This is a genomic window from Hydrogenophaga sp. (genome assembly GCF_026125785.1).
In the GTDB taxonomy this organism is placed as follows: Bacteria; Pseudomonadota; Gammaproteobacteria; order Burkholderiales; family Burkholderiaceae_C; genus Hydrogenophaga.
Window position 1 is genome coordinate 151,555 of sequence record NZ_JAHCKL010000006.1, and the last position, 23,930, is coordinate 175,484.

The window sequence follows — 23,930 nt, forward strand, 5'->3', positions numbered from 1 at the left end:
CTTTCATGACCGACACCTACCAACGCGACAACTTCGCCCTGCGCGAACTCACCATCGGCCAGGTGTTGCACAAGCAGCGCCAGCGTTTTGGCAACAAGGTCCTGCTCACCGAGCTGTGGACCGGGCGCCAGTGGACCTACGCCGAACTCGACGACTTCGCCAACCGCGCCGCGAACGCGCTGAGGGCCGTGGGCGTGCAAAAGGGACAGCACGTGGGCCTGATGCTGGGCAACTCGGCCGAGCACCTCGCCATCTTCCTGGGCCTGGGCAAGCTGGGTGCGGTGTCGGTGCCGGTCAACACCGCCGCGCGCGGCGACCTGCTGCGCTACTACATGAGTCATGGCGATGCTTCTCTGGTGCTGGTGGACGAGGCGCTGGCGCCCCGCCTGGCCGAGGTGCTGCCCGAACTCGACCTGGTGCGCGGTGTGATCGTGCTGGGCGCCGATGGCCGAGCCGCCGCGCCAGACAGCCTGAAGCTGCCCAAGCCCGCCCACGACCTGGCGGCGCTGCTGGCTGCCGCGCCCACCACCGCGCCGGACGCGGACGTCAAGTGCTCGGACCTGCTGATGCTGGCCTTCACCAGCGGCACCACCGGCCCGTCCAAGGCCAGCATGCTGCCCCACGCCGCCGCCCTCACCTACGGCACCAGCGCGGCCGAAGCCCAGGGCTACCGGACTTCGGACATCTTCTACATCTGCCTGCCGCTGTTCCACAACAACGCGCTGCTTGCGGCCTTCTGCGCGGCGCTGGTCTGCGGTGGCTCGGTAGCGCTGTCGCAGCGCTTCTCGGCCTCGCGCTTCATGGACGAGATCCGCCATTCGCGCGCGACCATCACCAACTTCCTGGGGGCCATGTCCAACTTCCTCTGGAGCCAGCCGCCGCGCCCGGACGACGCCGACAACCAGCTCCGGCTGGTCAGCATGTCGCCCATGCCAGGCTTCGTGCAGGCGTTCGAGACCCGCTTCGGCCTCAAGGCCATGAGCAACTACGGTCTCTCGGACTTCGGCACGGTCAGCGCCTTCGTGCCGGGCGCGCCGCCGAGCAAGCTCGGCTCGATCGGCATGGCACGGCGCGACTTCGAGCTGCGCATTGTCGACGACGACGACTTCGAATGCCCGCCGGACGTGGTGGGCGAGCTCGTGATCCGTTCGCACGAACCCTGGCGCGCCACCACCGGCTACTACAAGATGCCCGAAGCCACCCTGGCGGCGCACCGCAACCAGTGGTTCCACACCGGCGACCGCGCACGCTGCGACGCCGACGGCTACTTCTGGTTCGTGGACCGCAAGAAGGACTGCATACGCCGGCGCGGCGAGAACATCTCGGCCTACGAGGTCGAGCAGGTGATCGCGCGCTTCGACGCCATCGCCAACGTGGCGGTGTTTCCGGTCAAGACACCCGAGGGAGACGAAGAGGTGGGCGCCAGCGTGGTGCTGCGCGAGGGACAGGTCCTCAGCGAGGCCGACCTCGTGCAGCACTGCGCCCGCAACATGTCCTATTTCATGGTGCCGCGCTACGTGCAGATCCTGCCGGAGCTGCCCATCACGGTGAACCAGAAGGTGGAGAAGTTCCGCCTCAAGCAAGGCATGGAAGCCGCACTCGACACCGTCTGGGACCGCGAGCGCAGCGGCATCGTGTTGGAAAGGTGATGGGGAACACCCCCCTGCGCCGCTGCGCGGCTTCCCCCCTCTCTGGCGCGCCTTCGGCGCTGGGAGGGGGGACGATGCCTTGGGCCGGCGGAGCCGGACCCTCGGCATCTCTGGGTTTGGGCGCCTCGCTTCGCTCGCTGGGGTGATCTCTTGAGAAGGACGTTCGGCGTCATGGAGGAAAGACATGCATCAACCTGATATTCGCGTCGTGGCCAGTGGCCTGGACTTTCCTGAGGGGCCGGTGGCCCTGCCAGACGGTTCCGTGCTGGTGGTGGAGGTGGCTGGCGGGCGCCTGACACGTGTGCGGCCCGACGGCAGCAAGCAGACCGTGGCCGAGCTGGGCGATGGGCCCAACGGCGCTGCGATCGGGCCCGATGGCAAGGTCTATGTCTGCAACAACGGCGGTTTCGCCTGGCATGTGGAGGACGGCAAGCGCCATGTGGTCGGGCCCAGCGCCGACTACCGGGGGGGCCGCATCGAGCGCGTCGATCTCGACACCGGCAAGAGCGAGGTGCTCTACACCCACACCGGCCCGCACCGCCTCTGCGGTCCCAACGACCTGGTGTTCGACCGCCAGGGCGGCTTCTGGTTTTCCGACCTCGGCAAGACCCGCGCGCGCGATATGGACCGCGGCGGCGTGTACTACGCGCGCGCCGACGGCAGCCTGCTCAAGGAGGTGATCTTTCCGATCTCCAAACCCAACGGCGTGGGCCTGTCGCCGGACGAGAAGACCCTCTACGTGGCCGAAACCGAGACCGGGCGCCTCTGGGCCTTCGATATCACCGGTCCCGGTGAGGTGGCGAAGCAGCCCCGGCCCTCGCCCAACGGCGGCCGCCTGGTGGTGGGTCTGCCCGGCCTGCAGATGCTGGACTCCATGGCCGTCTGCGCCGATGGCACGGTCTGCTGCGCCACGCTGATCCGGGGCGGCATCACCACCGTGTCCCCCGACGGCGCGACCGTGAACCACGTGCCCATGCCCGACGGCCACACCACCAACATCTGCTTTGGCGGCACCGACATGAAGACCGCCTACATCACCCTGGCCCACCGCGGCGAACTGGTCGCGATGACCTGGGACCGGCCGGGTCTGAAACTCAATTTTGGGGGCTGAGGACACCCCCTGCGCCGCTGCGCGGCTTCCCCCCCTCCGTAGCGCGCCTTCGGCGCTTCGAGGGGGGACGATGCCTTGGGCCGGCGGAGCCGGACCCTCGGCATCTCTGGGCTTGCACGCCTCGCTTCGCTCGCTGGGGTGGTGAGGTCGGGCCCTTGGCGTCTCTGAGATTGGGCGGGGTGGCCGCCCTCCCTACGACGGCGTCAGCACCGCACCGCCGCAGACCGATATGCACTGGCCGGTGACGTAGCCCGAGAGGGGCGTGACCAGGAATTCGAGCACGTTGGCGCAGTCTTCGACCTCACCGAAGCGGCGCAGCGGGATGCGCCGCATTTCCTTTTCGGTGTGCATGTTGCGGCCTTCGGACTGTTTGCGGATGCGCTGCGTGAGCATGCCGCCGGGCGAGAGGCAGTTCACGCGGATGCCGTCGGGGCCGAGTTCGGCGGCGAGGTGGCGCGTGTAGTGCAGCACGGCGGCCTTGGCCACGGAGTACGGCGTGAGGTTGGCGCCGGACTTGGAGGCGTCGAGCGCCACCATGGTCGCGATGTTGACGATCACGCCGCTGCGCTGCGCGCGCATGGGCTCGGCCACGGCCTGGCAGCAATGCACCGCGCTGAGGTAGTTCACGCCGAACATCTGCGCCATGTCCTCGTCGGGGAAGCGCGACGCGGCACTGCGCTCCACCGGAGAGAAGGCGCCACCGGCGTTGTTGACCAGGATGTCCACTCGACCAAACTCGGCCAGCGTGCGCGCCACCAGGGCGTCGGCCGCCTCGCGCTGCGTCAGGTCGCCTTGCACGCCCAGGCTGCGCCGACCCAGCGCGCGCACTTCGTCGGGCACGCTGGCGGCGGTGAGCGCTTCGTCAAACTGCCTGGCGGACTCCAGGTCGATGTCGGCGATCACCACGTCGGCCCCGAGCGCGGCCAGGCGCAGCGCATAGGCGCGGCCCAGGCCGCGCGCCGCGCCGGTGACGATGGCCACCTGGCCTTGCAAGGCGGTCGGCGCCACGCTCAGAGGCCGCCCATGGAGCAGCCGATCTCTTCCTTGGTGCCGTACAGCGCCTCGAAATCGGCCATCTTCATGTCGGCATTGAGCATCTCCAGCATGTCGTAGCGATCGGTGACCTTGTCGCGCACCTTCACCACCGGCAAGCGGGTGATGAACTGGTGGTCCCATTCACGGAAGTAGCCCGGCACGTGCGCAGGACGCACCGTTTCCAGGCCGCGCACGATGGCCGGCGCGGCGGCCGACTTTTCCTTCTCGATCGCCGCCAGGACCATGTTCATGCACACCCAGCCCTGCGCCATGCTCGCCGAGGCCGGCGTTCCCTTGATCTTGCGCACGGCTTCGTTGAAGGCGAGTTCGGCCGGGCCGTTGGCCGGGTTGTTGAAATGCCAGTACTTGCCCATGATCCCGGAGATGTTGCTCTGCGACCAGACGTCCTCGTCGGTGGCCGTGAGGCTGGCCAGCGGAATGCGGCCGCGCAGACCGAACTCGTTGTACTGCTTGAGGAAGGCTGTGAGGTCGGTGCCGGCGATGCCCAGGGCCACCACGTCGGGCCGCGCCTGGCGGATCTTGAGGATGATGGAACTGAAGTCGGTCGTGCCCACGGCGGCCGAATCCACGCCCAGGTCGGTGCCGCCTGCGGCTTCGAGCTCCTTCTTGAGCATCTGGTAAGCCTCCTGGCCGTAGGCGTAGGCCCCCACCAGGAAGTACCAGCGCTTGCCGATGGGCAGCAGTTGGCGCGCCAGCAGCTTGGCGTACACCGGCGGCGGCGCGTTGTTGCGGAAGACGTAGCGGTTGCAGTTCTTGCCGGTGATCTCGCGTGCCAGGGCTGCGCTGATGATAGTGGGCATCTTGCCGGCCGCGGCGGTGGAGGCAATGGCCAGGCCGGTGGCGCTGTTGCTGCCACCGATGACCGCCGCCACCTTGTCCTCCTGGATCAGCTTCTGCATGTTCTGCTGCGCACCCAGCGGGTTGGGCTCGTCGTACGCCACCCACTGGATGGGCCGGCCCAGCACCTGGTTGTTGGCCTGGTCCAGCGCGATCTTGATGCCCAGGGTCGCCGCCTCGCCCTGCAGCGCGAACGGCCCTTGGCGCGGCAGCACACTGCCGATCTTGATGGGCGCGTTGCCTTGCGAAAACACCAGCGCCGGTGCGCCCAGAATGGCCGCCCCGGCCCCCGCCGTCTGCAGCAGGCGGCGGCGATCGGGAGAGAAGTGCGAATCACGTGACATGGTTGTCTCCTGTTGGATGAGTGAAGTGAGCCCTGAACGAAAACGCGGATCAGGCAGGCTCGGCCTGGGAAACAGCGGTTGGCGCAGCCTCGACGATGCCGAGCAGGCGAGCCTGCAGAGCGGAATCGGCGGCCAGAGCAGAGGCCTGGCCCTCGAACGCCACGCGGCCATTGACCAGCACCACGGCGCGGTCGACGATGGAGAGCACCTGCTCGGCGTGGTGCTCCACCAGCACCATGGCCACGCGCCCGCGCAGCTTGAGCACCGCGGCCATCACCTCGTTGACCACCGCCGGCGCCAGGCCCTCGAAAGGCTCGTCCAGCAGGATCAGGCGGCTGGGCGTGAGCAGCGAGCGCGCGATCGCCACCATCTGGCGCTCGCCACCGGAGATGTTCTCCGCACGCGAGCGGCGCACCGTGGCCAGGCGCGGAAACAGCTCGTAGATCTCCTCCAGCGACATCCCGCCCTTGCGCATCGCGATGAGCAGGTTGTCCTGCACCGTGAGGTTGGGGAACAGGCGCCGGCCCTCGGGCACCATGGACATGCCCAGCCGGTTGATCTCGAACGGGCGCAGGGCCTGGATCTCGCGCCCGCCCCATACCACGCGCCCCTCGTCGGCGGGCAGCATGCCGTAGAGCGCGCGCAGCAGCGTGGTCTTGCCCACGCCATTGCGCCCCAGCAGGGCCACGGCCTCGCCTTCGCGCACCGTGAGGTTCACGCCGTCCAGGATGCGGCCCCCGCCATAGCCGGCGGCCAGCCCGCTGGCCTGCAGCAGCACCGGCGCATCGGCACGCACCGGCGCGGCCGTGGCCGCCGACACCCCGCGCTCCTGCGGAGGGCTGCCCAGGTAGGCCCGCACCACCTCCGGGTTGGCCGCCACCTCGGCCGGCTTGCCATCGGCAATGAGACGGCCCTGGTGCAGCACGGTGATGCGGTCCGAGAGCGCGAGCACGCGGTCGATGTCGTGTTCGATCAGCACCACCGCGTGCGAACGCGCCAGCGCCTGGATCAGGCCGGCCACGCGCTCGCGGTCCGCCTCGGCCAGACCCGCCAGCGGCTCGTCCAGCAGCAGCAGCCGGGCCTCCGTGGCCAGCGTGATGCCAATCTCCAGCAGGCGCCGCTCGCCGTGCGAGAGATCCGTGCAGAGCTCACCCGCGCGCGCGCTCAGGCCCACCGCCTCCAGCACCGACCAGGTGCGCGCATTGACCTCCTCGTCGGCGTGCGCGTCGCGCCAGGGCGCGTGCGCCGCCGGCCGCGTGGCCTGCACCGCCAGGCGCACGTTCTCGAACGCGCTGAGGTGGGTGAACACGCTCACGATCTGGAACGAGCGCGCCAGCCCCAGGCGGATGCGTTTGTGCATCGGCAGGCGGGTGATGTCCTGCCCCAGGAAGCGCACCACCCCGCCATCGGCCGGCAATACGCCGCTGAGCATGTTGAAGAACGTGGTCTTGCCCGCGCCATTGGGGCCGATGAAGCTGTGCAGCGTGCCCGCGTGCACGTCAAAGTCGTAGCCCGCGGCAACCGTGAGCGAGCCGAACTTCTTGCTCAGCCCGCGCACGCTGAGCAGCGGCTCAGCCGAGGCGCCCGCGTGGGCAGCGGCCGCCGGCACATAGGGCGTGATCCGCGCCGGGCGCTCGGGAATGCCTTCGCGCACCAGCGTCCAGCCCTTGAGCCCGATGGCGCGCCGCAGCAGGCCGTGGATCCCCTCGGGCGCGGCCAGCGCGACCACGATGATGATGGGCGCGAACACCAGCCACCAGTTGTTGATCAGGGTGCTGAGCTGGTCCTCCAGCACGATGAACAGCACCGCGCCCCAGAGCGAGCCCACAAAGTGGTGCATGCCGCCCAGCACCGTCATCAGCAGTGCGTCGGCCGCGTGCTCCCAGCTCAGCGGATTGGCGTACACGCCGCGCATGAACAGGGTCAGCAGCCCGCCGGCCAGCCCGGTGATCGCGGCCGAGAGCACAAAGCCGGCCAGCTTGACGCGCTGCACGTCGTAGCCCAGGCTGGAGGCGCGCTGCTCGTTGTCCCGGATGGCCTGGAACAGCCGGCCCAGCGGCGAATGCGCCAGGCGCCACATCAGCCAGAGCGTGACCAGCACGGCCCCCACCACGAAAAGGTGGAAGGCCAGGTCCGACTCCAGCACCGGGCGCGGCACGCGCTGCAGGCCGTTCTCGCCGCCGGTGAAGTCCGTCCACTTGTAGGCGATCTCGTAGGTGATCATGGCGCAGGCCAGGCTCAGCAGCGAGAAGTACAGCCCGCGCCGGCGCAGGATGAGTGCGCCCACCGGCAGCGCCACCAGCGCGGTGAAGACCACCGCGAACGCCAGGCCGACGAACTCGTTGAGATCGGCGAACCAGTGCAGCAGCGAGAGCGCGGCCGCGTAGCTGGCCAGGCCGAAGAACACCGAGCCACCAAAGGGCACCAGGCCCAGGTAGCCCACCAGCAGGCCGATGCCGGCCGCATACAGCACATAGATGGCGATCTGGGTGACACGGCCCAGCGGCAGCGTGGTCACCAGGGTCAGCAGGCTGAGCACCAGCAGCGCGGCCGCCACTTGCGCCACGGGATGTTTCAAGACTCGGATCATGAGAAGTGTTCCCAATGCTCGCCAAAGAGGCCACGCGGACGCACCAGCAGGATGGCGGCCATCAGCAGGTACATCGCCACGCCGGCGGCCTGCGGGAAGAACTGGGTGCTCATGGCCGTGACCAGGCCCACCAGCAGGCCGGCCACCACCGCGCCGCCGTAGGAGCCCAGGCCGCCGATGGTGACGATGACGAAGGCCGGCATGATGGCCTGCGCGGACATGCTGGGCGTGACCGACCACAGGGGCGCGGCCAGCACCCCGGCCGCGCCGGCCAGCATGCAGCCCACGCCGAAGGCGCCGGTGAGCACCAGAGGCAGGTTGATGCCCAGCATGCCGACCATCTGCGGGTCGCGGCTGCCCGCGCGCAGGATGCGGCCGTAGGGCGTGAAGACCAGGAAGGCCCAGAGCAGCAGCAGCAGCGCCACGGTGATGCACAGCACCGCCAGGCGGTAGGTGGTGGTGAGAATGGGTCCGTACTCGACGAAGCCGGAGAACAGCTCCGGCGGCGACAGCGGCTGCGCGCTGGAGCCCCAGGTGGTGCGGATCACGGCTTCGATGAACAGCGAGAGCGCGAAGGTCAGCACCAGCGTCATCAGCGGGTCTTTGCCGTAGAGCCGGCGCACCAGCACGCGCTCCACCACGATGCCCACCAGCCCCACCCCAAGGGGCGCGAGCACCACCGCCGCCCAGCCAAACTCGCGCTGCAGCGTCAGCGCGAAGTAAGCGCCCAGAGCGAAGAATGCCCCGTGCGCCACGTTCACGATGCCCAGCAGCCCAAAGACTATCGACAGCCCGATCGAGATCAGGATGAACAGAAAACCCAGCACCAGCCCGTTGACCGTCTGGGAAAGTATCGCGTCAAGCATCTCGTCAATATATCATTGGACCAACCAATGAAGCAATAGAAATTGCCCGGGCAACAACCATCCTTTGCCACTACGATTGCGACATGAAAACATCCGCTCCCACCTCCAGCTTCGGCATCCAGCCGATAAGTCCCCAACGCATCTACCAGGAAGTGGCGAGCCAGTTGCGGCGCAACATTTCCGAAGGGAAGCTCCGGCCCGGTGACAAACTGCCACCCGAGCGCGATCTGGCGCAGATGTTCGGCGTCAGCCGCAACACCATGCGCGAGGCGTTGCGGGCACTCGAACTCAGCGGCCTCATCGAGCTCAAGCTGGGTTCCGCCGGTGGCGCTTTCGTGCTGCCGGGCAGCTCCAACGCGGTGGTCAACGGCATGCGCGACCTGTACTTCCTGGGCGCCATCACCCCCGAGCACCTCACGGCGGCGCGCATTTCCATCAGCTCAGCCGTGATCCGCATGGCCTGCGAGAACATGACCGACGAGGACCTGGCCGAACTGGAGCGCAACGTGGCCATGGCCGAGGAGATGCACAAGGCCGGCAGCTTCGAGGAGCGCACCAAGTACCACCAGGCTTTTCACGTGCTGCTCGCCAAGGCCACGCACAACCCCATCCTGCTGGCCACGACCGAGGGCATCATGGAAATCACGCGCCAGTTCGTGAAGGCCATCGGCCCGACCGAGGACCAGGACTACACCCTGCCCTCACGCAAGCGGCTGCTCAACCACCTGCGCAAGCGCGATGCAGAGAAGGCCGTGAAGGAAATGGCCTCCGCCCTGACCAAGCTCCAGCAGGGCTACATGGTCAAGGCGCGTGGTCTGCCGCCGGGCAAGCCGGCATCGACCGCGCCCGCCGCTAGCGCTGAACCTGCACGCCGGCCGCCTCGCGGTCCCACGCCAAAGAAAGGTCGCGCTCGAGCTCCTGGCGCAGCCTGAACTTCTCCACCTTCTGGTTCACCGTGGTCGGCAGTTCAGCGCGGAACTGGATATAGCGCGGCACCATGAAGTAGGCCATGTTGCGCTGGCAGTGCTCGATGATCTGCCGCTCGTCCAGCGCGCTGCCGTCCCTGCGCACCACCACCGCCCCGACTTCCTCGTCGTTGTTGCTCGTGGCCAGCGGCACCACGGCGGCGTTGGCCACCGCCGGGTGGGTGGCGATGATCTGCTCCACCTCGAAAGCCGAGATGTTCTCTCCACGCCGGCGGATACAGTCCTTCTTGCGATCGACGAACCAGAGAAAGCCGTCCTCGTCCCGCATGCCACGGTCTCCGGTGTGAAACCACTGGTTGCGGTGCGCGGCCAGCGTGGCTTCGGGCATGCGGTAGTAGCCGGTGGCCGCACGCCAGGGCTCGTCGCTCTGCATCACGATCTCCCCCACCTCGCCGGGGCCGACCTCGAAATCGTCGTCGTCCACGATGCGAACCTGGAAGCCGCGGCGCTGGCGGCCGATGGAGCCCAGCTTGTCGCGCGGATCGTGCTCGGTGAACGAGGTCACCATGCCGAAATCCGAAAGGCCGTAGTTGTTCATCGCGCGCAGGCCAAAGCGCTGTTCGAATTCGGCCGCGTACTTGGGCGTGGGCGCCATGCTCACCAGACGCAGGTCGTTGTCGGCGTCTTGGGGGCTGGGGGGTTGGCTCCAGAGAAAGCTGGACATGGCACCGAGGAAGTTGGTGATGGTCGCGCGGTGATCCCTGATCTCGCCCCAGAAGCGCGTGACGGAGAAGCGGCGCGACAGCACCACCGAGGCCCCGCAGACCATGGCCGCACCAGTGGCCGCGAGCAGCGCGTTGTTGTGGAACAGCGGCAGGCAGACATAGAACACGTCGGACGCGCGGTACCCCTGCGCCTCGGCCGCGCTGGTGCCGTAGGTGAGCGCCGCCGCGTGCGACAGCATGCTGCCCTTGGAAGGACCGGTGGTGCCGGAGGTGTAGGCCAGCATCAGCAGGTCCGAGCAGCGCACGTCCTGGCCGCACGGCGCATCGTCGGACATCGCCACACGCTCGGCGAAGTCGGCCACCGGGCGGCCATCGGCGCGCACCGGCGCGGCCCCGGCCTCGCCGGTGGCCACCACCATCACCCGGCGGATCCCGGGCAGGTCCGGCAGCACCTCGTTGAGGCGCTCGACGAGCGTGTCCTCCACCACCACCGACTCGCAGTCCGACTGGCTCAGGTAGTAACGCAACAGCTCGCCGCGCGCGGCGGTGTTCACCGGCACCGACACCGCGCCGAGTTTGCCGATGCCCAGGAAGAGCGCGATGTGCTCCGCGCAATTGCCCAGAAACACGCCCACATGGCTGCCCCGCGTCACGCCGAAGCCGGCGAGCGCGTGCGCCGCGCGGTTGGACCAGTTGTCCATCTCGCGGTAGGTGAAGCGGCGGCCGCCCGCGGTCTCGGTCAGGAAGACCTTGTCCGGCCGCACGGCGACCTGGCGAGCCAGCACGCGGGGAAAGCTCAGGTCCCGCAGCGCATAGGTGTCGGCCTGAACGGCCGCTTGGGGATCGGGCATGGGGTGTCGCTCAGTCGGTGGAGATGTTGTTGCGGCGGATGATGTCCTTCCAGCGGTCGTTGTGCCGCACCAGCAGCGCGCGGAATTCCTCGGGCGTGCTGCTGGTGGCGATCACGCCGGCCTTGGCCATGGTCTCCTTGTAGCTGGGATCGGCCACCGCCACCTTCATGGCTTCGGCCAGCCGGGCCACCACGGGCGCGGGCGTACCGGCCGGCGCGAGCATGCCGAAGAAAATCTCGAAGGTCAGGTCCGGCGCGCCAGCCTCGGTCACGGTGGGCAGGTCGGGCACCGCGGGATCTCGCTTGGGCGTGGTCACGGCCAGCCCCTTGAGGCGGCCGGCCTTGACCAGTTGGGACGCCGCCGAGGTGGAGCCCATCATCATGTCGACCTGCCCGGACATCATGGCGTTGAAGCCATCGATCTCGCCCTTGAACGGCACGTGCAACATATCGATGCCGGCCGAACTCTTGAACAGCTCACCGATGAGGTGCGGTGCGCTGCCATTGCCAGACGAAGCGAAGGTCAGCTTGCCCGGCTGCGACTTGGCCAGCGCCACCAGTTCCGCCACGCTGGAGACGGGCAGTTGCGGGCGCGTGGTCATGATCCAGGACGAAATGGCCGCCAGGCTCACCGGCGCGAAGGCCGTCAGCGGGTCGTACATGGGCGTCTTGCTCAGGTGCGGCGCCACCGACATCGGGCTGTTGCCTCCCCAGCCCAGGGTGTAGCCATCGGGCGCAGCCCGCGCCACCACATTCATGCCGATCATGCCGCTGGCGCCGGTGCGGTTTTCCACCACGAAGGGTTGGCCGAGCTGCTTGGTCAGCAGCGCGGCAATCAGGCGCGCGGAGACGTCGGTGGCCCCTCCGGCGGTGAACGGCACCACGATGGTCACGCTCCTGATCGGGTAGGTCGCCGGCTGCTGGGCATGCAACGGGGTGCTCGCCATGGCCAGCAGGGCGCCGGCGCCGAACAAAAGCTTGGGGAAAAAGTTCTTCATGTCTCCGGCCTTTTCAAGTTCATGCACAGTGGACCCGTATCGTAGTCTAATTGGTCCATCCAATCAATGATTGAAAGAAAAAATGGAGACAAGTGACAAACACCAGGACCCCGCCGCGTTCCAGCCTGCGGATGCGCCCGGCCTGCTGCATGGCCTCAAGGTCCTTGAAATGGGTGGGCCCACGCTGGACTACGCGGGCCTGCTGCTCGCGGGCATGGGCGCCGACGTGGTGAAGATCGAGCCGCCAGGCGGCAGCGCTTCGCGCAGGATGGCGCCCTTTGCCGAGGCATCGCCGCAGGAGTCGCTTTACTTCTGGACCTACCACCGCGACAAGCGTTCTCTGGTGCTTGATGCCGGCACCGGGGAGGGCCGCGAGACCCTGCTGCGCCTGCTGGCGCACACCGACGTGCTGCTGGCCGACACGCGGGAATCCGTCGCCAGCGCCACCGGCCTGGACGTGGACGCGCTGGGCGAACGGTTTCCCGCGCTGATCACCGCGCGCATCACGCCCTTCGGCGACGACGGCCCCTGGAAAGACCACAAGGGCAGCGACCTCGTGCACCTGGCGCTGGGTGGGGTGATGATGAACTGCGGCTACGACGCCGACCCCACCGGGCGCTACGACGTGCCGCCGATCGCGCCGCAGGCCTTCCACGCCAGCCACATTGCCTGCGAGCAGGCGGTGGTTGGCATCCTGGGCGCGCTGCTGGCGCGCGAGCACAGCGGGCGCGGGCAGGACGTGGGCTGCGCGGTGCACACGGCCGTGGCCACCTCCACCGAGATGGATCTGATGAACTGGGTCATGCGTGCGGCCACGCAGTATCGCCAGACCTGCCGCCACTCCGCCGAAGTGCCCAACCGCGCGTCTCCGCTGGCACAGACCAAGGACGGGCGCTGGAACCTGGGATGGATGGTCACCGCCGGCGACGAGGCGAACCTGGTGCGCTTCCTGCAGGAACACGGCATGGACCACGACCTGCAGATGCCGGACGGGCAGCGCGACCCGAAGAAGCGCGACGTCCCTGGTGCCGTGCCTTTCGACGAACATCGCGCGCATGTCTTCGAGGTGGTGCAGCGCTTCGTGCGCTGCTTCCTCTACAAAGACCTGCCCTGGCAAGCCGCGCAGGCGCAAGGGCTGATGTGGTCGCCGTTGCGCAAGCCGCACGAGAACCTGGACGATCCGCACTGGCAGGCCCGCGGCAGCTACGCCTGGATCGACCATCCCGAACTGGGGCGCGCCCTGCCCTACCCGCGCGGCAAGTGGCTCTCCAACACCACCGCCTGGCAGGCGCGCCGGCGTGCCCCTGGGCTGGGCGAGCACACGGCCGAGGTGCTGGCCCAATGGTGCGGCGGCGCCACGCGCGACGCCGCGGCCCCGCCGACGGCGCCGCGACCGGCGCGCCTGTCCGCGCGAGGCAAACCTTTCGCCCTGCAGGGCATCCGCATCCTGGACTTCTCCTGGTTCCTGGCCTCGGCCGGTGGCACGCGCATGGTGACCGCGCTGGGCGCCGAGTGCATCAAGGTCGAATGGAAGGCGAACGCCGACGCACGCATGGGCGCCAACGCACCCGAGGGCGGCCGCGAGGCACGCCGCATGGCCAAGGGACCATTGCCTGGCAGCCCCTTGCCCGAGATGGGTGGCCACTTCAACCACAAGAACGCCGGCAAGCGCGGGCTCTCGCTCAACATCCGCGATCCGCGCGGCCTGGAGATCGCGCGCCGGCTGGTGGCCATGAGCGACGTGGTGGCCGAGGGTTTCTCGCCCGGCGTGATGGCGCGCTGGGGCCTGGGCTACGACGCCATGAAAGCCATACGCCCGGACATCGTCTACGTGCAGCAGTCCGGCATGGGCGCGCACGGCCTGTACGGCCGCATGCGCACCGTGGGCCCGATTGCCGCCGCCTTCACGGGCCTGTCGGAAATGTCCGGCCTGCCCGAACCCGCACCGCCCGCCGGCTGGGGCTTCTCCTACCTCGACTGGATCGGCGCCTACAGCTTCGCGCAGGCCGTGCTGGGGGGCCTGCTGCACCGCGCGCGCACCGGCCAGGGGCAGTGGATCGACGCCTCGCAGTGCGAGAGCGGCCTCATGGTCTGCGGCGTGGGCGTGCTGGACTGGGCCTTGCACCGGCGCGCCTGGCGCCGCCAGGGCAACCGGGCACCCTGGGACACCTGCGCGCCCCACGGCGCCTACCGCTGCCAGGGTGAAGACCGCTGGATCGCCATCGCTTGCGAAACCGAACCGGCCTGGAATGCGTTCGCACGCCTCAGTGGCCTGGACCGGGACGGCCGTTTCGCCACGCTGGCCGGCCGGCTGGCCCACCAGGACGCTTTGGACGAACAGGTCGAGCAGTGGACCCGCACGCAGGAGCCGTACGCCTGCATGGCGCTGCTGCAGGCCGCTGGCGTGAGCGCGGGCGTCTGCCAGACCGCCGAAGACCGCTGCGACCACGATCCGCAGCTCGCGCAGCAGCAGTGGATGACCGAAGTGAGCGCACCGCGCATCGGCACCTGGCCGGTGACCGAAATGCCCTTCCGCCTGTCCGCGACCCCGGCCTACATGGGCGGACTGCCTGACCGTGGCGCGCCGCTGTACGGCGAGGACAACGAGTACGTGCTGGGGGAGTTGCTGGGCTATGGCCGCTCGGCCATCCAGGACATGGAGCGGGATGGGGTGATTTGATGTCCTGGCTTTGGGTTTGGGAGGGTTGTTTTTTCATGGACCTCTGCCCCCCACCTATCCCCCCCGCCCCTTTCCGCCCCCGCCGGGGCGGAAAGGGGAGCCTTGGATTTGACCTGGGCGCGCCGGCTGCGGGCTACGGGCGGTGCGCCAGGTACGCTGCTTCACGCCACGGCCCGGGCCTGCGGTTGGGGCCGCCGGCCGACAAACCCACATGCCAACGCTGGCCGCTTCGCGTGCCAGTCACGAGCCAGCGCGAAGCGCGCGAGCGGGTGGGTGCCACACCGTCAGCCGGCGGCCCCAACCGCAGGCCCGGGCCGTGGCGCCCAGACCCGTGGCCGACCTCACGCCAGTAGCCCGCAGCCGGCGTGAAGAAACCAGATCCAAGGCTCCCCTTTCCGCCCCGGCGGGGGGCGGAAAGGGGCGGGGGGGGATAGGGGGGGGCCAGGGGTCTGTGAAACCCAAACCCAAAACAGAAACAGAACCTCAAGGCAACAGCACGGTGCACCCCGTGGTAGCCCGCGCCTCCAGGCTCCGGTGCGCCGCCTGCACGTCCGCCAGCGCGAACCGCTGGTCGATGCGGATCTTCACCGCACCGCTTTGCACCACCGCGAACAGGTCGTCGGCCATGGACTGCGTGCGTTCGCGCGTGGTGATGTGCGAGAACAGGGTCTGGCGCGTGACGTAGAGCGAGCCCTTGGCGGCCAGGATGGCGGGGGCGAACGCGGGTGCGGGTCCGGACGCGTTGCCGAAGCTGACCATCAGGCCGAAAGGCCGCAGGCAGTCCAGCGATTTCTCGAAGGTGTCCTTGCCCACCGAGTCGTAGACCACCTTCACGCCCTGGCCGCCGGTGATGTCCTTGACGCGCGCGACGAAGTCCTCGGAGCGGTAGTTGATGGTGAAGGCCGCGCCATGCTCGCGGGCCAGCGCGCATTTCTCGTCCGAACCCGCGGTGCCGATGAGGCGCAGGCCCAGCGCCTTCGCCCACTGGCAGGCGATCAGGCCCACACCGCCAGCCGCGGCGTGAAACAGCACGAAGTCGCCCGCCTCCAGCCCTTCGACCGGTCGCGTGCGCTTGAGCAGGTACTGCGCCGTCAGACCCTTGAGCATCATGGCCGCACCGGTCTCGAAGTCGATGCCATCGGGCAGGCGGCACACGTTCATCGCTGGCATCAGGCGCACATCGCAATAGCTGCCCGGCGGATTGGCCGCGTAGGCCGCACGATCGCCCGCCTTGAGGTGGGTCACGCCTTCGCCCACCGCCTCGACCACGCCCGCGCCCTCCATGCCCAACGCCAGCGGCAGGGGCAGCTGGTACAGGCCGGAGCGCTGGTAGACGTCGATGTAATTCAGGCCGACCGCATGGTGGCGGATGCGCACCTGTCCCGGGCCTGGGTCGCCCACGCTCACGGAGTCGATCACCAGTTGCTCCGGCCCGCCGGTGGCGTGGATGCGCACCGCGCGGCTGCTCTGTTCGCTCATGTCAGGTCTCCTCGATCGGGTGTGTCGGTTGAAAACGGCGATGCTGCCACGAAACACGCCGGCGCTCCCATCCAGGACGAGCACCCCCTGGCATCCGGCGGGCATGCAGCTGGCGCTACAGTCCACAGCCTATGTCCGCACCCTCGTCTCGCCAGCGCCTGACCCTCGCCACCACCCTGCTCCTGCTGACGCCGCCCCTGCTCTGGGCCGGCAACGCCGTGGTGGGCCGCATGATGCAGGGCGTGGTGCCCCCCATCACGCTGAACTTCCTGCGCTGGTTGATCGCGCTGGTGCTTCTGCTGCCGCTGGCCGGCTGGGTACTGCGGCCCGGGGCGCGCGGGCTCTGGCCCCACTGGCGGCGTTTCGCGTTGCTGGGCCTGCTGGGCGTGGGCTGCTACAACTCGCTGCAGTACCTGGCGCTCAAGACCTCGACGCCCATCAATGTCACGCTGGTGGCGGCCAGCATGCCGGTGTGGATGCTGCTCGTGGGCCGTCTCCTCTATGGCGAGCCGGTCTCGCGCCGTGCCGCGCTGGGAGCGGCGCTGTCCATTGCCGGCGTGCTGGTGGTGCTGTCGCGTGGCGAGCCCGCGCAACTGCGCGCGCTGCAGTTCGTGCCAGGCGACGCCTGGATGCTGCTGGCCACCCTGCTCTGGTCCTGGTACAGCTGGTTGCTGGCACGTCCGAAGCCGGGCGAGGAGCCCTCGCACATCAAGGCCGACTGGGCGGCCTTCCTGCTCGCGCAGGTGGTCATGGGCGTGGCCTGGTCCGGTCTGTTCTCGGCCGGCGAATGGCTCTCGCTGCCGCCGCTGCCCGAAGGCGCCTCGCACATCCAATGGGGATGGCCGCTCCTCGCCGCCCTGGCCTACGTGGCCATAGGCCCCTCTCTGCTGGCCTACCGCTGCTGGGGTGCGGGCGTGACACGCATGGGCCCGGCCATGGCCTCGTTCTTCTCCAACCTCACGCCGCTGTTCGCGGCACTCCTGTCCGCCCTGCTGCTGGGCGAACCACCCAGGCTCTACCACGCCGTCGGCTTCGTGCTCATCGTCGGCGGCATTCTCGTGTCCTCGCGGCGGTGAGGCGCCTCAGAACGTGCCCGGGTAGGCACCGCCATCGGCCAGGATGTTCTGCCCCGTGATGTAGCCCGCGTGCACGCTGCACAGAAAGGCGCACACCGCCCCGAACTCCTGCGGGGTACCGAAACGCTGCGCCGGAATGGTCTTGCGCCGTGCGTCGGCGATCGCCTCGATGGGCTGGCCGGTCTTGGTCGCAGCCCCTTGCATGGTGGTCTTGAGGCGGTCGGTGTCGAAAGCACCGGGCAGCAGGTTGTTGATGGTCACGCCCTTAGCGGCCAGCGGGCTGCGCGCCACGCCCGCAATGAAACCTGTGAGGCCGCTGCGCGCGCCATTGGACAGACCCAGGATGTCGATCGGGGCCTTCACCGCCCCCGAAGTGATGTTGACCACGCGGCCGAAACCGCGCTGGGCCATGCCATCCACCGTCGCCTTGAGCAGCTCGATCGGGCTGAGCATGTTGGCGTCCAGTGCCTTGATCCAGGCATCGCGGTCCCAGTTCCGGAAGTCGCCGGGCGGCGGCCCGCCGGCGTTGTTGACCAGGATGTCGAAGTCCTGCCCCGGCCCACCGCTCACAGACAGCGCCGCATCACGCCCTGCGGCGCTGGTGATGTCCGCCGCCACGCCCAGCACCTGCACCGCACCGGCCGTGGCCGCACGGACACCGGCCACAGCCGCCGCCAATTCGGGCTCGCCGCGCGCCACCATCACCACGTTCACGCCCTCGGCCGCCAGCGCCTGCGCACAGCCCAGGCCCAGGCCTTTGCTCGCGCCACCCACCAGTGCCCAGCGGCCCTTGATACCCAGATCCATCGCTCAACTCCTCGACAACAGAAAACACCTCACCGGCTCGCGGCCGCCGCCGCACCAAAGCGCGTCACCAGAAACACCCCGGACACCACCAGCACCGTACCGCCGATGATCCACGCGTTGAACGGCTCGTCCAGAATCAGCGCACCCATGGCCAGCGTGGACATGGGGCCGATCATGCCCACCTGCGCCGACAACCCGGCGCCAATGCGCTCCACCGCCATCATCACCATGACCACCGGCGCAAAAGTGCACAGCGTGGCGTTGAGCAGGGAAAGCCAGAGCACCTCCGGCGCCACCACCGCCGCGCTCAGCGGCCGCAACAACACGAACTGCACCAGGCACAACACGGCCGCCACGCTGGTGGCCAGACCCACCAGCCGCATTGACCCGAGGCGCTTGACCATCTCGCCGCTGTAGACCAGGTAGATGGCGTAGCTGAACGCGCTGCCGAACACCAGCAACGCACCCAGCACGGCATGGGGTCCCTGGAAGCCCGCCTCATGGCCGAACACCAGCAGCACCCCGCCATAGCTCACCGCCATGGCAACCGCCTGCAGGCCCGTGATGCGCCGCCTGAAGATCAGCCAGCCCAGGATCAGCACCAGCGTGGGATTGAGGTACAGGATCAGCCGCTCCAGGCTGGCGCTGATGAACTGCAAGCCCCAGAAATCCAGAAAACTCGCCAGGTAATAGCCGGTAAACCCCAGCCCGATCACGCCCAGCCAGTCGCGCCGCTTGAGCGTCAGCCGCGCGCCCTGCCGGTAGGACGCCCACCACGCCAGCGCCAGGAACAGCGGCAGCGAGAACAGCATGCGGTACATCAGCAGCGTGACCGCATCCACCCCGTAGCGGTAGGCCAGCTTGACGATGATGGCCTTGGCGCTGAAAGCGATGGAACCCGCAACAGCCAGCGTGAGGCCAGCGGCGAGGTGGGGAGAGGCGGCAGACGGGTGGGAGGCGGCGGCGGACATCGGCCCGATTATGAGGAGATGCGATGCCCTGTGCCGGTACGGGGCATCGCGGGGCGCGTGGTCTCCCTTCTTGTCTGGCGTGCACTGAGCGGTTCACACCGCATCAGCGCCCACGGCCCCCTCGCCGCCTCGGCTGCACCACCACCACCAGCAACAACCCGATGGCGATCATCACCAGCACCGCCGACAGGGGGCGCTCCAGAAACACCAGCCATTGCCCGCGCGCGAGTTGCAGGGTGCGGCGAAGGTGCTCTTCGAGGCCGGGGGCGAGCACGAAACCGAGCAGCAGGGCCACGCCTTCGCAGCCCAGGCGCTGCAGCACGAAGGCGAGCAGGCCCAGGCCCATGACGAGCCAGACGCCCCAGCCATGAGGGCCGAGCGCGAGCGCCCCGAGGCCGGCGGCCACCATGAGTGTGCTGAGCAGGGCGCGGCGCGGCAGCCGCAGCACGCGCAGCAGCGCGGGCACCCACCAGCGCGCCAGCGGCAGGTTGAGCAGGATGAGCAGGACATTGCCCACCCACATCGACACCACCAGCCCCCAGAACAGGCCGGGTTGCACGCGCATGACGCTGGGACCGGGTTCGATGGCATGCAGGCCGAGCGCGCCCAGCAGCAGCGCCATGACCGCATTCGGCGGCAGGCCGAGCGCGAGCATGGGCAGGTAGGCGGTTTGCGCGCCGGCGTTGTTGGCGGCTTCGGGCGCGGCCACGCCGCGCAGGTTGCCCTCCCCCAGCGGAGGCAGTCGGGTGCGCGAGGCGATCTTCTCGACCTGGTAGGCCGCCAGCGATGCCAGCAGCGCGCCGCCGCCGGGCACCACACCCAGCACGGCGCCCAGGGCGGTACCGCGCAGCAGCGCGGGCGCGGCAGCGCGCCACTCGGCACGCGTGGGCCGGTCTTGCCAGCCCGTGGCCTGCACCGCGGGCGATGGGGCAGCCGGTGCCGGAGCAGCGTCCGCCTGTCCTTCGGTGCGTGGTGCCAGGCGTGCCAAGCCGGCCAGTTCGGCGGCCACGGGCGCAACGACAAAGAAGCCCAGTGCAAGCGCGATGAAACCGACGCCATCGGTCAGGCCGTGGTGCTGCCCCATCCAGGGTTCCAGCGCCTCGGGCACGAAGCGGGCGGTACCCGTGCGCGCGTCCCAGCCGGTCAGGCCCAGCAGCACGCCGAGCGCGGCCATGGCCAGGGCCTTGATGAAGGAGCCCGAGGCCAGAACGGTGGCGCCCACCAGGCCCACCACGAGCAGCATGAAGCGTTCGGCGGAACCGAACTGCAGGCCCAGCGCCACCACCGGCGGCGCCAGCACGGCCACGGCGGCGATGCCGGCCCAGCCGGCGATGAAGGAGCACACGCTGGCCATGGCCAGGGCCGACCCGGTGCGCCCCTGACGCGCCAACGGATGGCCATCCAGACTGGTCATGACGGACGAGGCCTCGCCGGGCTGGTTGAACACGATGGCAGGCAGCGAGCCCCCGTACTGGGCGCCGTAGTAGACGCCGGCCAGCACCAGCAGCGCGGGCAGCGGCTGAAGGCCCAGCGTAGCGGGCAGCAGCAGAGCGATGGCGGTCACGGGCCCCAGGCCGGGCAACAGGCCGAAAACGCTGCCCAGAAGCACGCCGAGGGCAATCAGCCCGAGCGACTGCAGGCTGGCCAACCCGGCCGCGCCTTGCAGCAACGCGTGGATCCAGGCGACGACGTCCATGGCTGTGCGTTCTCTCGCGGGCTCAGGTGCCTGCGCGGGTGGGCCACAGCGGCAGGCCCAGGCCGAGCGGCCCCGCCCAGAGCGCCAGCAGCACCAAGGCCAGCAGCAACGCCCAGAGCCAGGCACGGCCCTCGTCCTCGGCGCGCGAAGGCAGGCGCATCACGGCCAGCACCATGCCCGCCACGCCGGCCGCCAGGCCAAGCGTCGGCCAGCCGGCGAACCACGACCCCACCCAGGGCCATTGCGCCGGCCCGGCGCACAGGGCGAGCCACAGCAGCCCCCCCAGCAGGCGCAGCAGCGGGCCAAAGCCCCAGTGCGCGATGCGCCCGCCGCCCAGCGCCTCGAAGGTCAGCGCCTTGAAGAGGATCAAGGCACCCAGCAGCACGAGCAGCAGGCTGACCAGCAGCGGAAAGTAGCCCGGCCCCATGTCGGCGGCAGTGCCCAGCGCATGGCGCGAGGCGGCCCAACCGTAGCCCAGGCCCGCGAGCAGGAAAACCAGTCCGGCCAGAAAGTCCTGCAGGTTCTTGATCATGGGCGGGCGGACCTTACTGCAGCGGCGGCGTGCAGGCGAGCACTTCGTCCAGCGTGGTCAGGCCCTCGGCCACGCGCGCGGCACCGGCCAGTCGCAACGGGCGCATGCCGTCGGCCACGGCCTGGCGGCGCAATGCCTCCAGACGCGGCTCGCGGCTGACCTTTTCCTTGAAGGATTCGGTGAGCAGCAGCAACTCGTACAGGCCCATGCGGCCGCGAAAGCCGGTCATGCGGCATTCCACGCAGCCCACGGGCTGGTAGGGGCGGTAGCTGCCGCTGATCTGCCAGGGCTTGGCGAGGTCGGCCAGCGCCTGGCGCGAGGCTTCGGTCTCGGCCGGCTCCATCTTCGCGCGGCAGGAGGGGCAGAGCGTGCGCACCAGGCGCTGCGCCAGCACGCCGAGCAGGGTGGCGTTGATCAGGTAAGGCGGTATGCCCAACTCCATGAGCCGCATGACGGCCGATGGCGCGTCGTTGGTGTGCAGCGTGGTGAACACCAGGTGGCCGGTGAGCGCGGCCTGCACCGCCATCTCTGCGGTGGCCAGGTCGCGGATCTCGCCCACCATGATGATGTCCGGGTCCTGGCGCATGAGGGCGCGCAGGCCCTGGGCGAAATCCAGGTCGAGCTGTGGTTGCACCTGGGTCTGGTTGAAGGCGGGCTCGATCATTTCGATCGGGTCCTCCACGGTGCTGACGTTGACTTCCTCGGTGGCCAGGCGCTTGAGGGTGGCGTAGAGCGTGGTGGTCTTGCCCGAGCCCGTGGGGCCAGTCACCAGGATGATGCCGTGCGGGTGCTTCGTGAGCGCCTCCCAGCGCTGCGCGTCGTGCGTGGCAAAACCCAGGGCGGCAAGGTCCTTGACGGTGGAGTCGGGGTCGAAGATGCGCATGACCAGCTTCTCGCCGAAGGCGGTGGGCAACGTGGACAGGCGCATCTCCACCTCTTCGCCGCGCGCACCGCCACGTTCCGGGCGCAGGGTCTTGATGCGGCCGTCCTGCGGGCGGCGGCGCTCCACCACGTCCATGCGGCCGAGCAGCTTGATGCGCGCGATCATGGCGTTCATCACACCCATGGGCATCTGGTAGACCGGGTGCAGCACGCCATCGATGCGGAAACGGATCACGCCCTGCTCGCGCCTCGGCTCCAGATGGATGTCACTGGCGCGCTGGTCAAAGGCGTACTGCCACAGCCAGTCCACCACCTGCACCACGCCCTGGTCGTTGGCATCGAGCTGCTTGTTGGCCTTGCCCAGCTCCACCAGTTGCTCGAAGCTGCTGAAGCCGTTCTGGCCACCGCTCTTGCTGGCGGCGCGCACGGACTTGGCCAGCGCGAAGAACTCGCCGGTAAAACGCTTGATCTCCTCGGGGCTGGAGAGCACCAGGCGCACGGTGCGGCGTGTCTGGCGCTCCACCTCGGGCACCCAGTCGCGCACGAAAGGTTCCGAGGTCGCCACCACCACGTCGGCGGCACTGACCTGCACCGGCAGCACCTTGTGGCGCTCCGCATAGGCCGCGCTCATCACGTCGGCCACCTTGCCCACGTCGACCTTGAGCGGGTCGATGCGCATGTATTCCATCCCGCTGCGCCCGGCCAGCCACTGCGACAGCAGCTCCACGTCGAGCAGTGTGCCGTCGGCCTGCCGCGCCATGCCCACCACGGCCAGGCGCTGCAGGGGATGCTGGGCACTGTGCGCGGAGGCACAGCGCGCGATGGTGCGTTCGGCCTCGGTGGCGGAGATCACGCCGTCCTCGCGCAGCCAGTCGACCAGCGGGCGCCAGTCCAGCGGACCCTGCGGGGTGGACACGGCGGGATCGGGCTTCTGCGGATTCTTCATGCGGCGCTCAGGATACCGGTTTGAACAGCTTGAGCCACTTCACGGCGGGTAAACCCCAGCGGGTCTGCACCGCTTCGGCACGGGCCAGCAGCTCCATGCGCGTGGGCCGCAGGGGCGTGCGTTGGGCCAGCACCACGGTGTTGCCCTCGCGCGTGGGCTTGAAAGCCCAGACAGCGTCGGCACCAAAGGCCGCGCACAGGCTCTGCAGCGAACGTTCGTAACTGGCGTCCCGGCCGAACAGGTTCACCGTGAGGCAGCCGTCGTCGGTCAGGGCAGCGCGGCAGTCGGCATAAAAGTCCGGGCTGTCCAGCACCGGTGCCGCGGCCTCGTGGTCGTACAGGTCCACCTGCAGCGCGTCGTACGCCGCCACGTGCACGGCGCGGCGGATCTCCTCGCCCGCATCGGCCAGCAGCACGCGCAGGCGCGGTCCGTCGGCCGGCAGCTTGAACCACTGGCGGCACACCGCGAGCACCTGCGGATTGATCTCGATGGCCGTGGTGTCCATGCGCAGTTTCTTGAAGCAGAACTTGGTCAGCGCCGCCGAGCCCAGGCCCAACTGCAGCGCGCGGCGCGATGGCACCGAGTCGGGTTCGACGAACAGCAGCCAGGCCATCATGCGCTGGACGTAGTCGAGCTCGATCTCGAACGGCGCCTCCAGCAGCATGGATCCCTGGATCCATTCGGTGCCCAGGTGCAGGAAACGCACCTCGCCGTCTTCGGAAATCGTCACTTCGGGCAGGGCGCTGGCGGTCTTGCGGGATGCGGCCTTCATGCGACGCGATACCCCCCGCTATCCGGAACGAAACGGCAGGCGCACAATCCGGCGGTCTGCGCGACCCCGGTGCTGGCACCACCCGATGCCGCGCGAGGCGTGCTCAAAGTCTGCATGTGTCTTTCTCAACAGGTAAC

General features: G+C 69.0%; 18 protein-coding genes. 5 read left to right on the plus strand and 13 right to left on the minus strand.

What is annotated here, in order from left to right:
- Positions 1-5 precede the first annotated feature (5 nt).
- Positions 6-1,649, plus strand: coding sequence for an AMP-binding protein (locus KIT53_RS08705; protein ID WP_297750690.1), 1,644 nt, complete (start codon positions 6-8; stop codon positions 1,647-1,649).
- Between the two features lie 184 nt (positions 1,650-1,833).
- Entirely contained in the window at positions 1,834-2,760 is a 927-nt protein-coding gene (locus KIT53_RS08710) for an SMP-30/gluconolactonase/LRE family protein (protein WP_297750693.1), read from the plus strand.
- Positions 2,761-2,952: 192 nt separating this feature from the next.
- On the opposite strand, the gene KIT53_RS08715 is transcribed toward KIT53_RS08710, so the two are convergent.
- From KIT53_RS08715 to KIT53_RS08730, 4 genes are read right to left on the minus strand one after another with little or no spacing between them, the layout of a single operon-like run.
- The gene (locus tag KIT53_RS08715; protein ID WP_297750696.1) at positions 2,953-3,768 is read right to left on the minus strand and encodes an SDR family NAD(P)-dependent oxidoreductase; all 816 of its coding nucleotides are present in this window, start codon (positions 3,766-3,768) and stop codon (positions 2,953-2,955) included.
- A gap of 2 nt (positions 3,769-3,770) precedes the next feature.
- Positions 3,771-4,997, minus strand: a complete 1,227-nt coding sequence (locus KIT53_RS08720; protein WP_297750699.1) for an ABC transporter substrate-binding protein — start codon at positions 4,995-4,997, stop codon at positions 3,771-3,773.
- A gap of 49 nt (positions 4,998-5,046) precedes the next feature.
- On the minus strand, positions 5,047-7,575 hold the full coding sequence (locus KIT53_RS08725; protein WP_297750702.1) for a branched-chain amino acid ABC transporter ATP-binding protein/permease: 2,529 nt from the start codon (positions 7,573-7,575) through the stop codon (positions 5,047-5,049).
- A gap of 8 nt (positions 7,576-7,583) precedes the next feature.
- A complete protein-coding gene (locus KIT53_RS08730) occupies positions 7,584-8,453 on the minus strand; it encodes a branched-chain amino acid ABC transporter permease (RefSeq protein ID WP_297750705.1) in 870 nt (289 codons plus the stop codon).
- Between the two features lie 83 nt (positions 8,454-8,536).
- Here KIT53_RS08730 and KIT53_RS08735 point away from each other — a divergent pair, with 83 nt between their 5' ends.
- Positions 8,537-9,385, plus strand: a complete 849-nt coding sequence (locus tag KIT53_RS08735; protein ID WP_297750708.1) for a FadR/GntR family transcriptional regulator — start codon at positions 8,537-8,539, stop codon at positions 9,383-9,385.
- Here the strand turns inward: KIT53_RS08735 and KIT53_RS08740 are convergent.
- Positions 9,306-10,955 carry an AMP-binding protein gene (locus tag KIT53_RS08740; RefSeq protein ID WP_297750711.1) on the minus strand — a complete coding sequence of 550 codons (1,650 nt, stop codon included), beginning with the start codon at positions 10,953-10,955 and terminating at the stop codon, positions 9,306-9,308. The two genes, KIT53_RS08735 and KIT53_RS08740, sit on opposite strands and share 80 nt — an antisense overlap.
- Positions 10,956-10,965: 10 nt before the next feature.
- A complete protein-coding gene (locus KIT53_RS08745; protein ID WP_297750714.1) occupies positions 10,966-11,952 on the minus strand; it encodes a tripartite tricarboxylate transporter substrate binding protein in 987 nt (328 codons plus the stop codon).
- 82 nt (positions 11,953-12,034) lie between these two features.
- On the opposite strand from KIT53_RS08745, the gene KIT53_RS08750 reads away from it, so the two are divergent.
- A complete protein-coding gene (locus KIT53_RS08750) occupies positions 12,035-14,632 on the plus strand; it encodes a CoA transferase (protein ID WP_297750717.1) in 2,598 nt (865 codons plus the stop codon).
- Between the two features lie 483 nt (positions 14,633-15,115).
- Here KIT53_RS08750 and KIT53_RS08755 read toward each other — a convergent pair whose 3' ends face one another.
- Entirely contained in the window at positions 15,116-16,111 is a 996-nt protein-coding gene (locus KIT53_RS08755; RefSeq protein ID WP_297750720.1) for a quinone oxidoreductase, read from the minus strand.
- A 131-nt stretch (positions 16,112-16,242) separates the two neighbouring features.
- On the opposite strand from KIT53_RS08755, the gene KIT53_RS08760 reads away from it, so the two are divergent.
- A complete protein-coding gene (locus KIT53_RS08760; protein ID WP_297750723.1) occupies positions 16,243-17,187 on the plus strand; it encodes a DMT family transporter in 945 nt (314 codons plus the stop codon).
- 6 nt (positions 17,188-17,193) lie between these two features.
- Here the strand turns inward: KIT53_RS08760 and KIT53_RS08765 are convergent, their stop codons facing one another.
- The 6 genes from KIT53_RS08765 to KIT53_RS08790 all read right to left on the minus strand — a co-directional run bounded on the left by KIT53_RS08765 (position 17,194) and on the right by KIT53_RS08790 (position 23,793).
- A complete protein-coding gene (locus KIT53_RS08765; RefSeq protein ID WP_297750726.1) occupies positions 17,194-17,994 on the minus strand; it encodes an SDR family oxidoreductase in 801 nt (266 codons plus the stop codon).
- Positions 17,995-18,023: 29 nt separating this feature from the next.
- Positions 18,024-18,965, minus strand: a complete 942-nt coding sequence (locus KIT53_RS08770) for a DMT family transporter (protein ID WP_297750729.1) — start codon at positions 18,963-18,965, stop codon at positions 18,024-18,026.
- Positions 18,966-19,068: 103 nt separating this feature from the next.
- Positions 19,069-20,661: a tripartite tricarboxylate transporter permease gene (locus KIT53_RS08775; RefSeq protein WP_297750732.1), complete on the minus strand. Its 1,593-nt coding sequence runs from the start codon at positions 20,659-20,661 to the stop codon at positions 19,069-19,071.
- 22 nt (positions 20,662-20,683) lie between these two features.
- The gene (locus KIT53_RS08780) at positions 20,684-21,193 is read right to left on the minus strand and encodes a tripartite tricarboxylate transporter TctB family protein (protein ID WP_297750735.1); all 510 of its coding nucleotides are present in this window, start codon (positions 21,191-21,193) and stop codon (positions 20,684-20,686) included.
- A gap of 13 nt (positions 21,194-21,206) precedes the next feature.
- Positions 21,207-23,021, minus strand: a complete 1,815-nt coding sequence (locus KIT53_RS08785) for a type II/IV secretion system protein (protein ID WP_297750738.1) — start codon at positions 23,019-23,021, stop codon at positions 21,207-21,209.
- 7 nt (positions 23,022-23,028) lie between these two features.
- Positions 23,029-23,793 (minus strand): spermidine synthase, encoded by a 765-nt coding sequence (locus tag KIT53_RS08790; protein WP_297750740.1) that lies wholly within the window; start codon positions 23,791-23,793, stop codon positions 23,029-23,031.
- Positions 23,794-23,930: the final 137 nt, after the last annotated feature.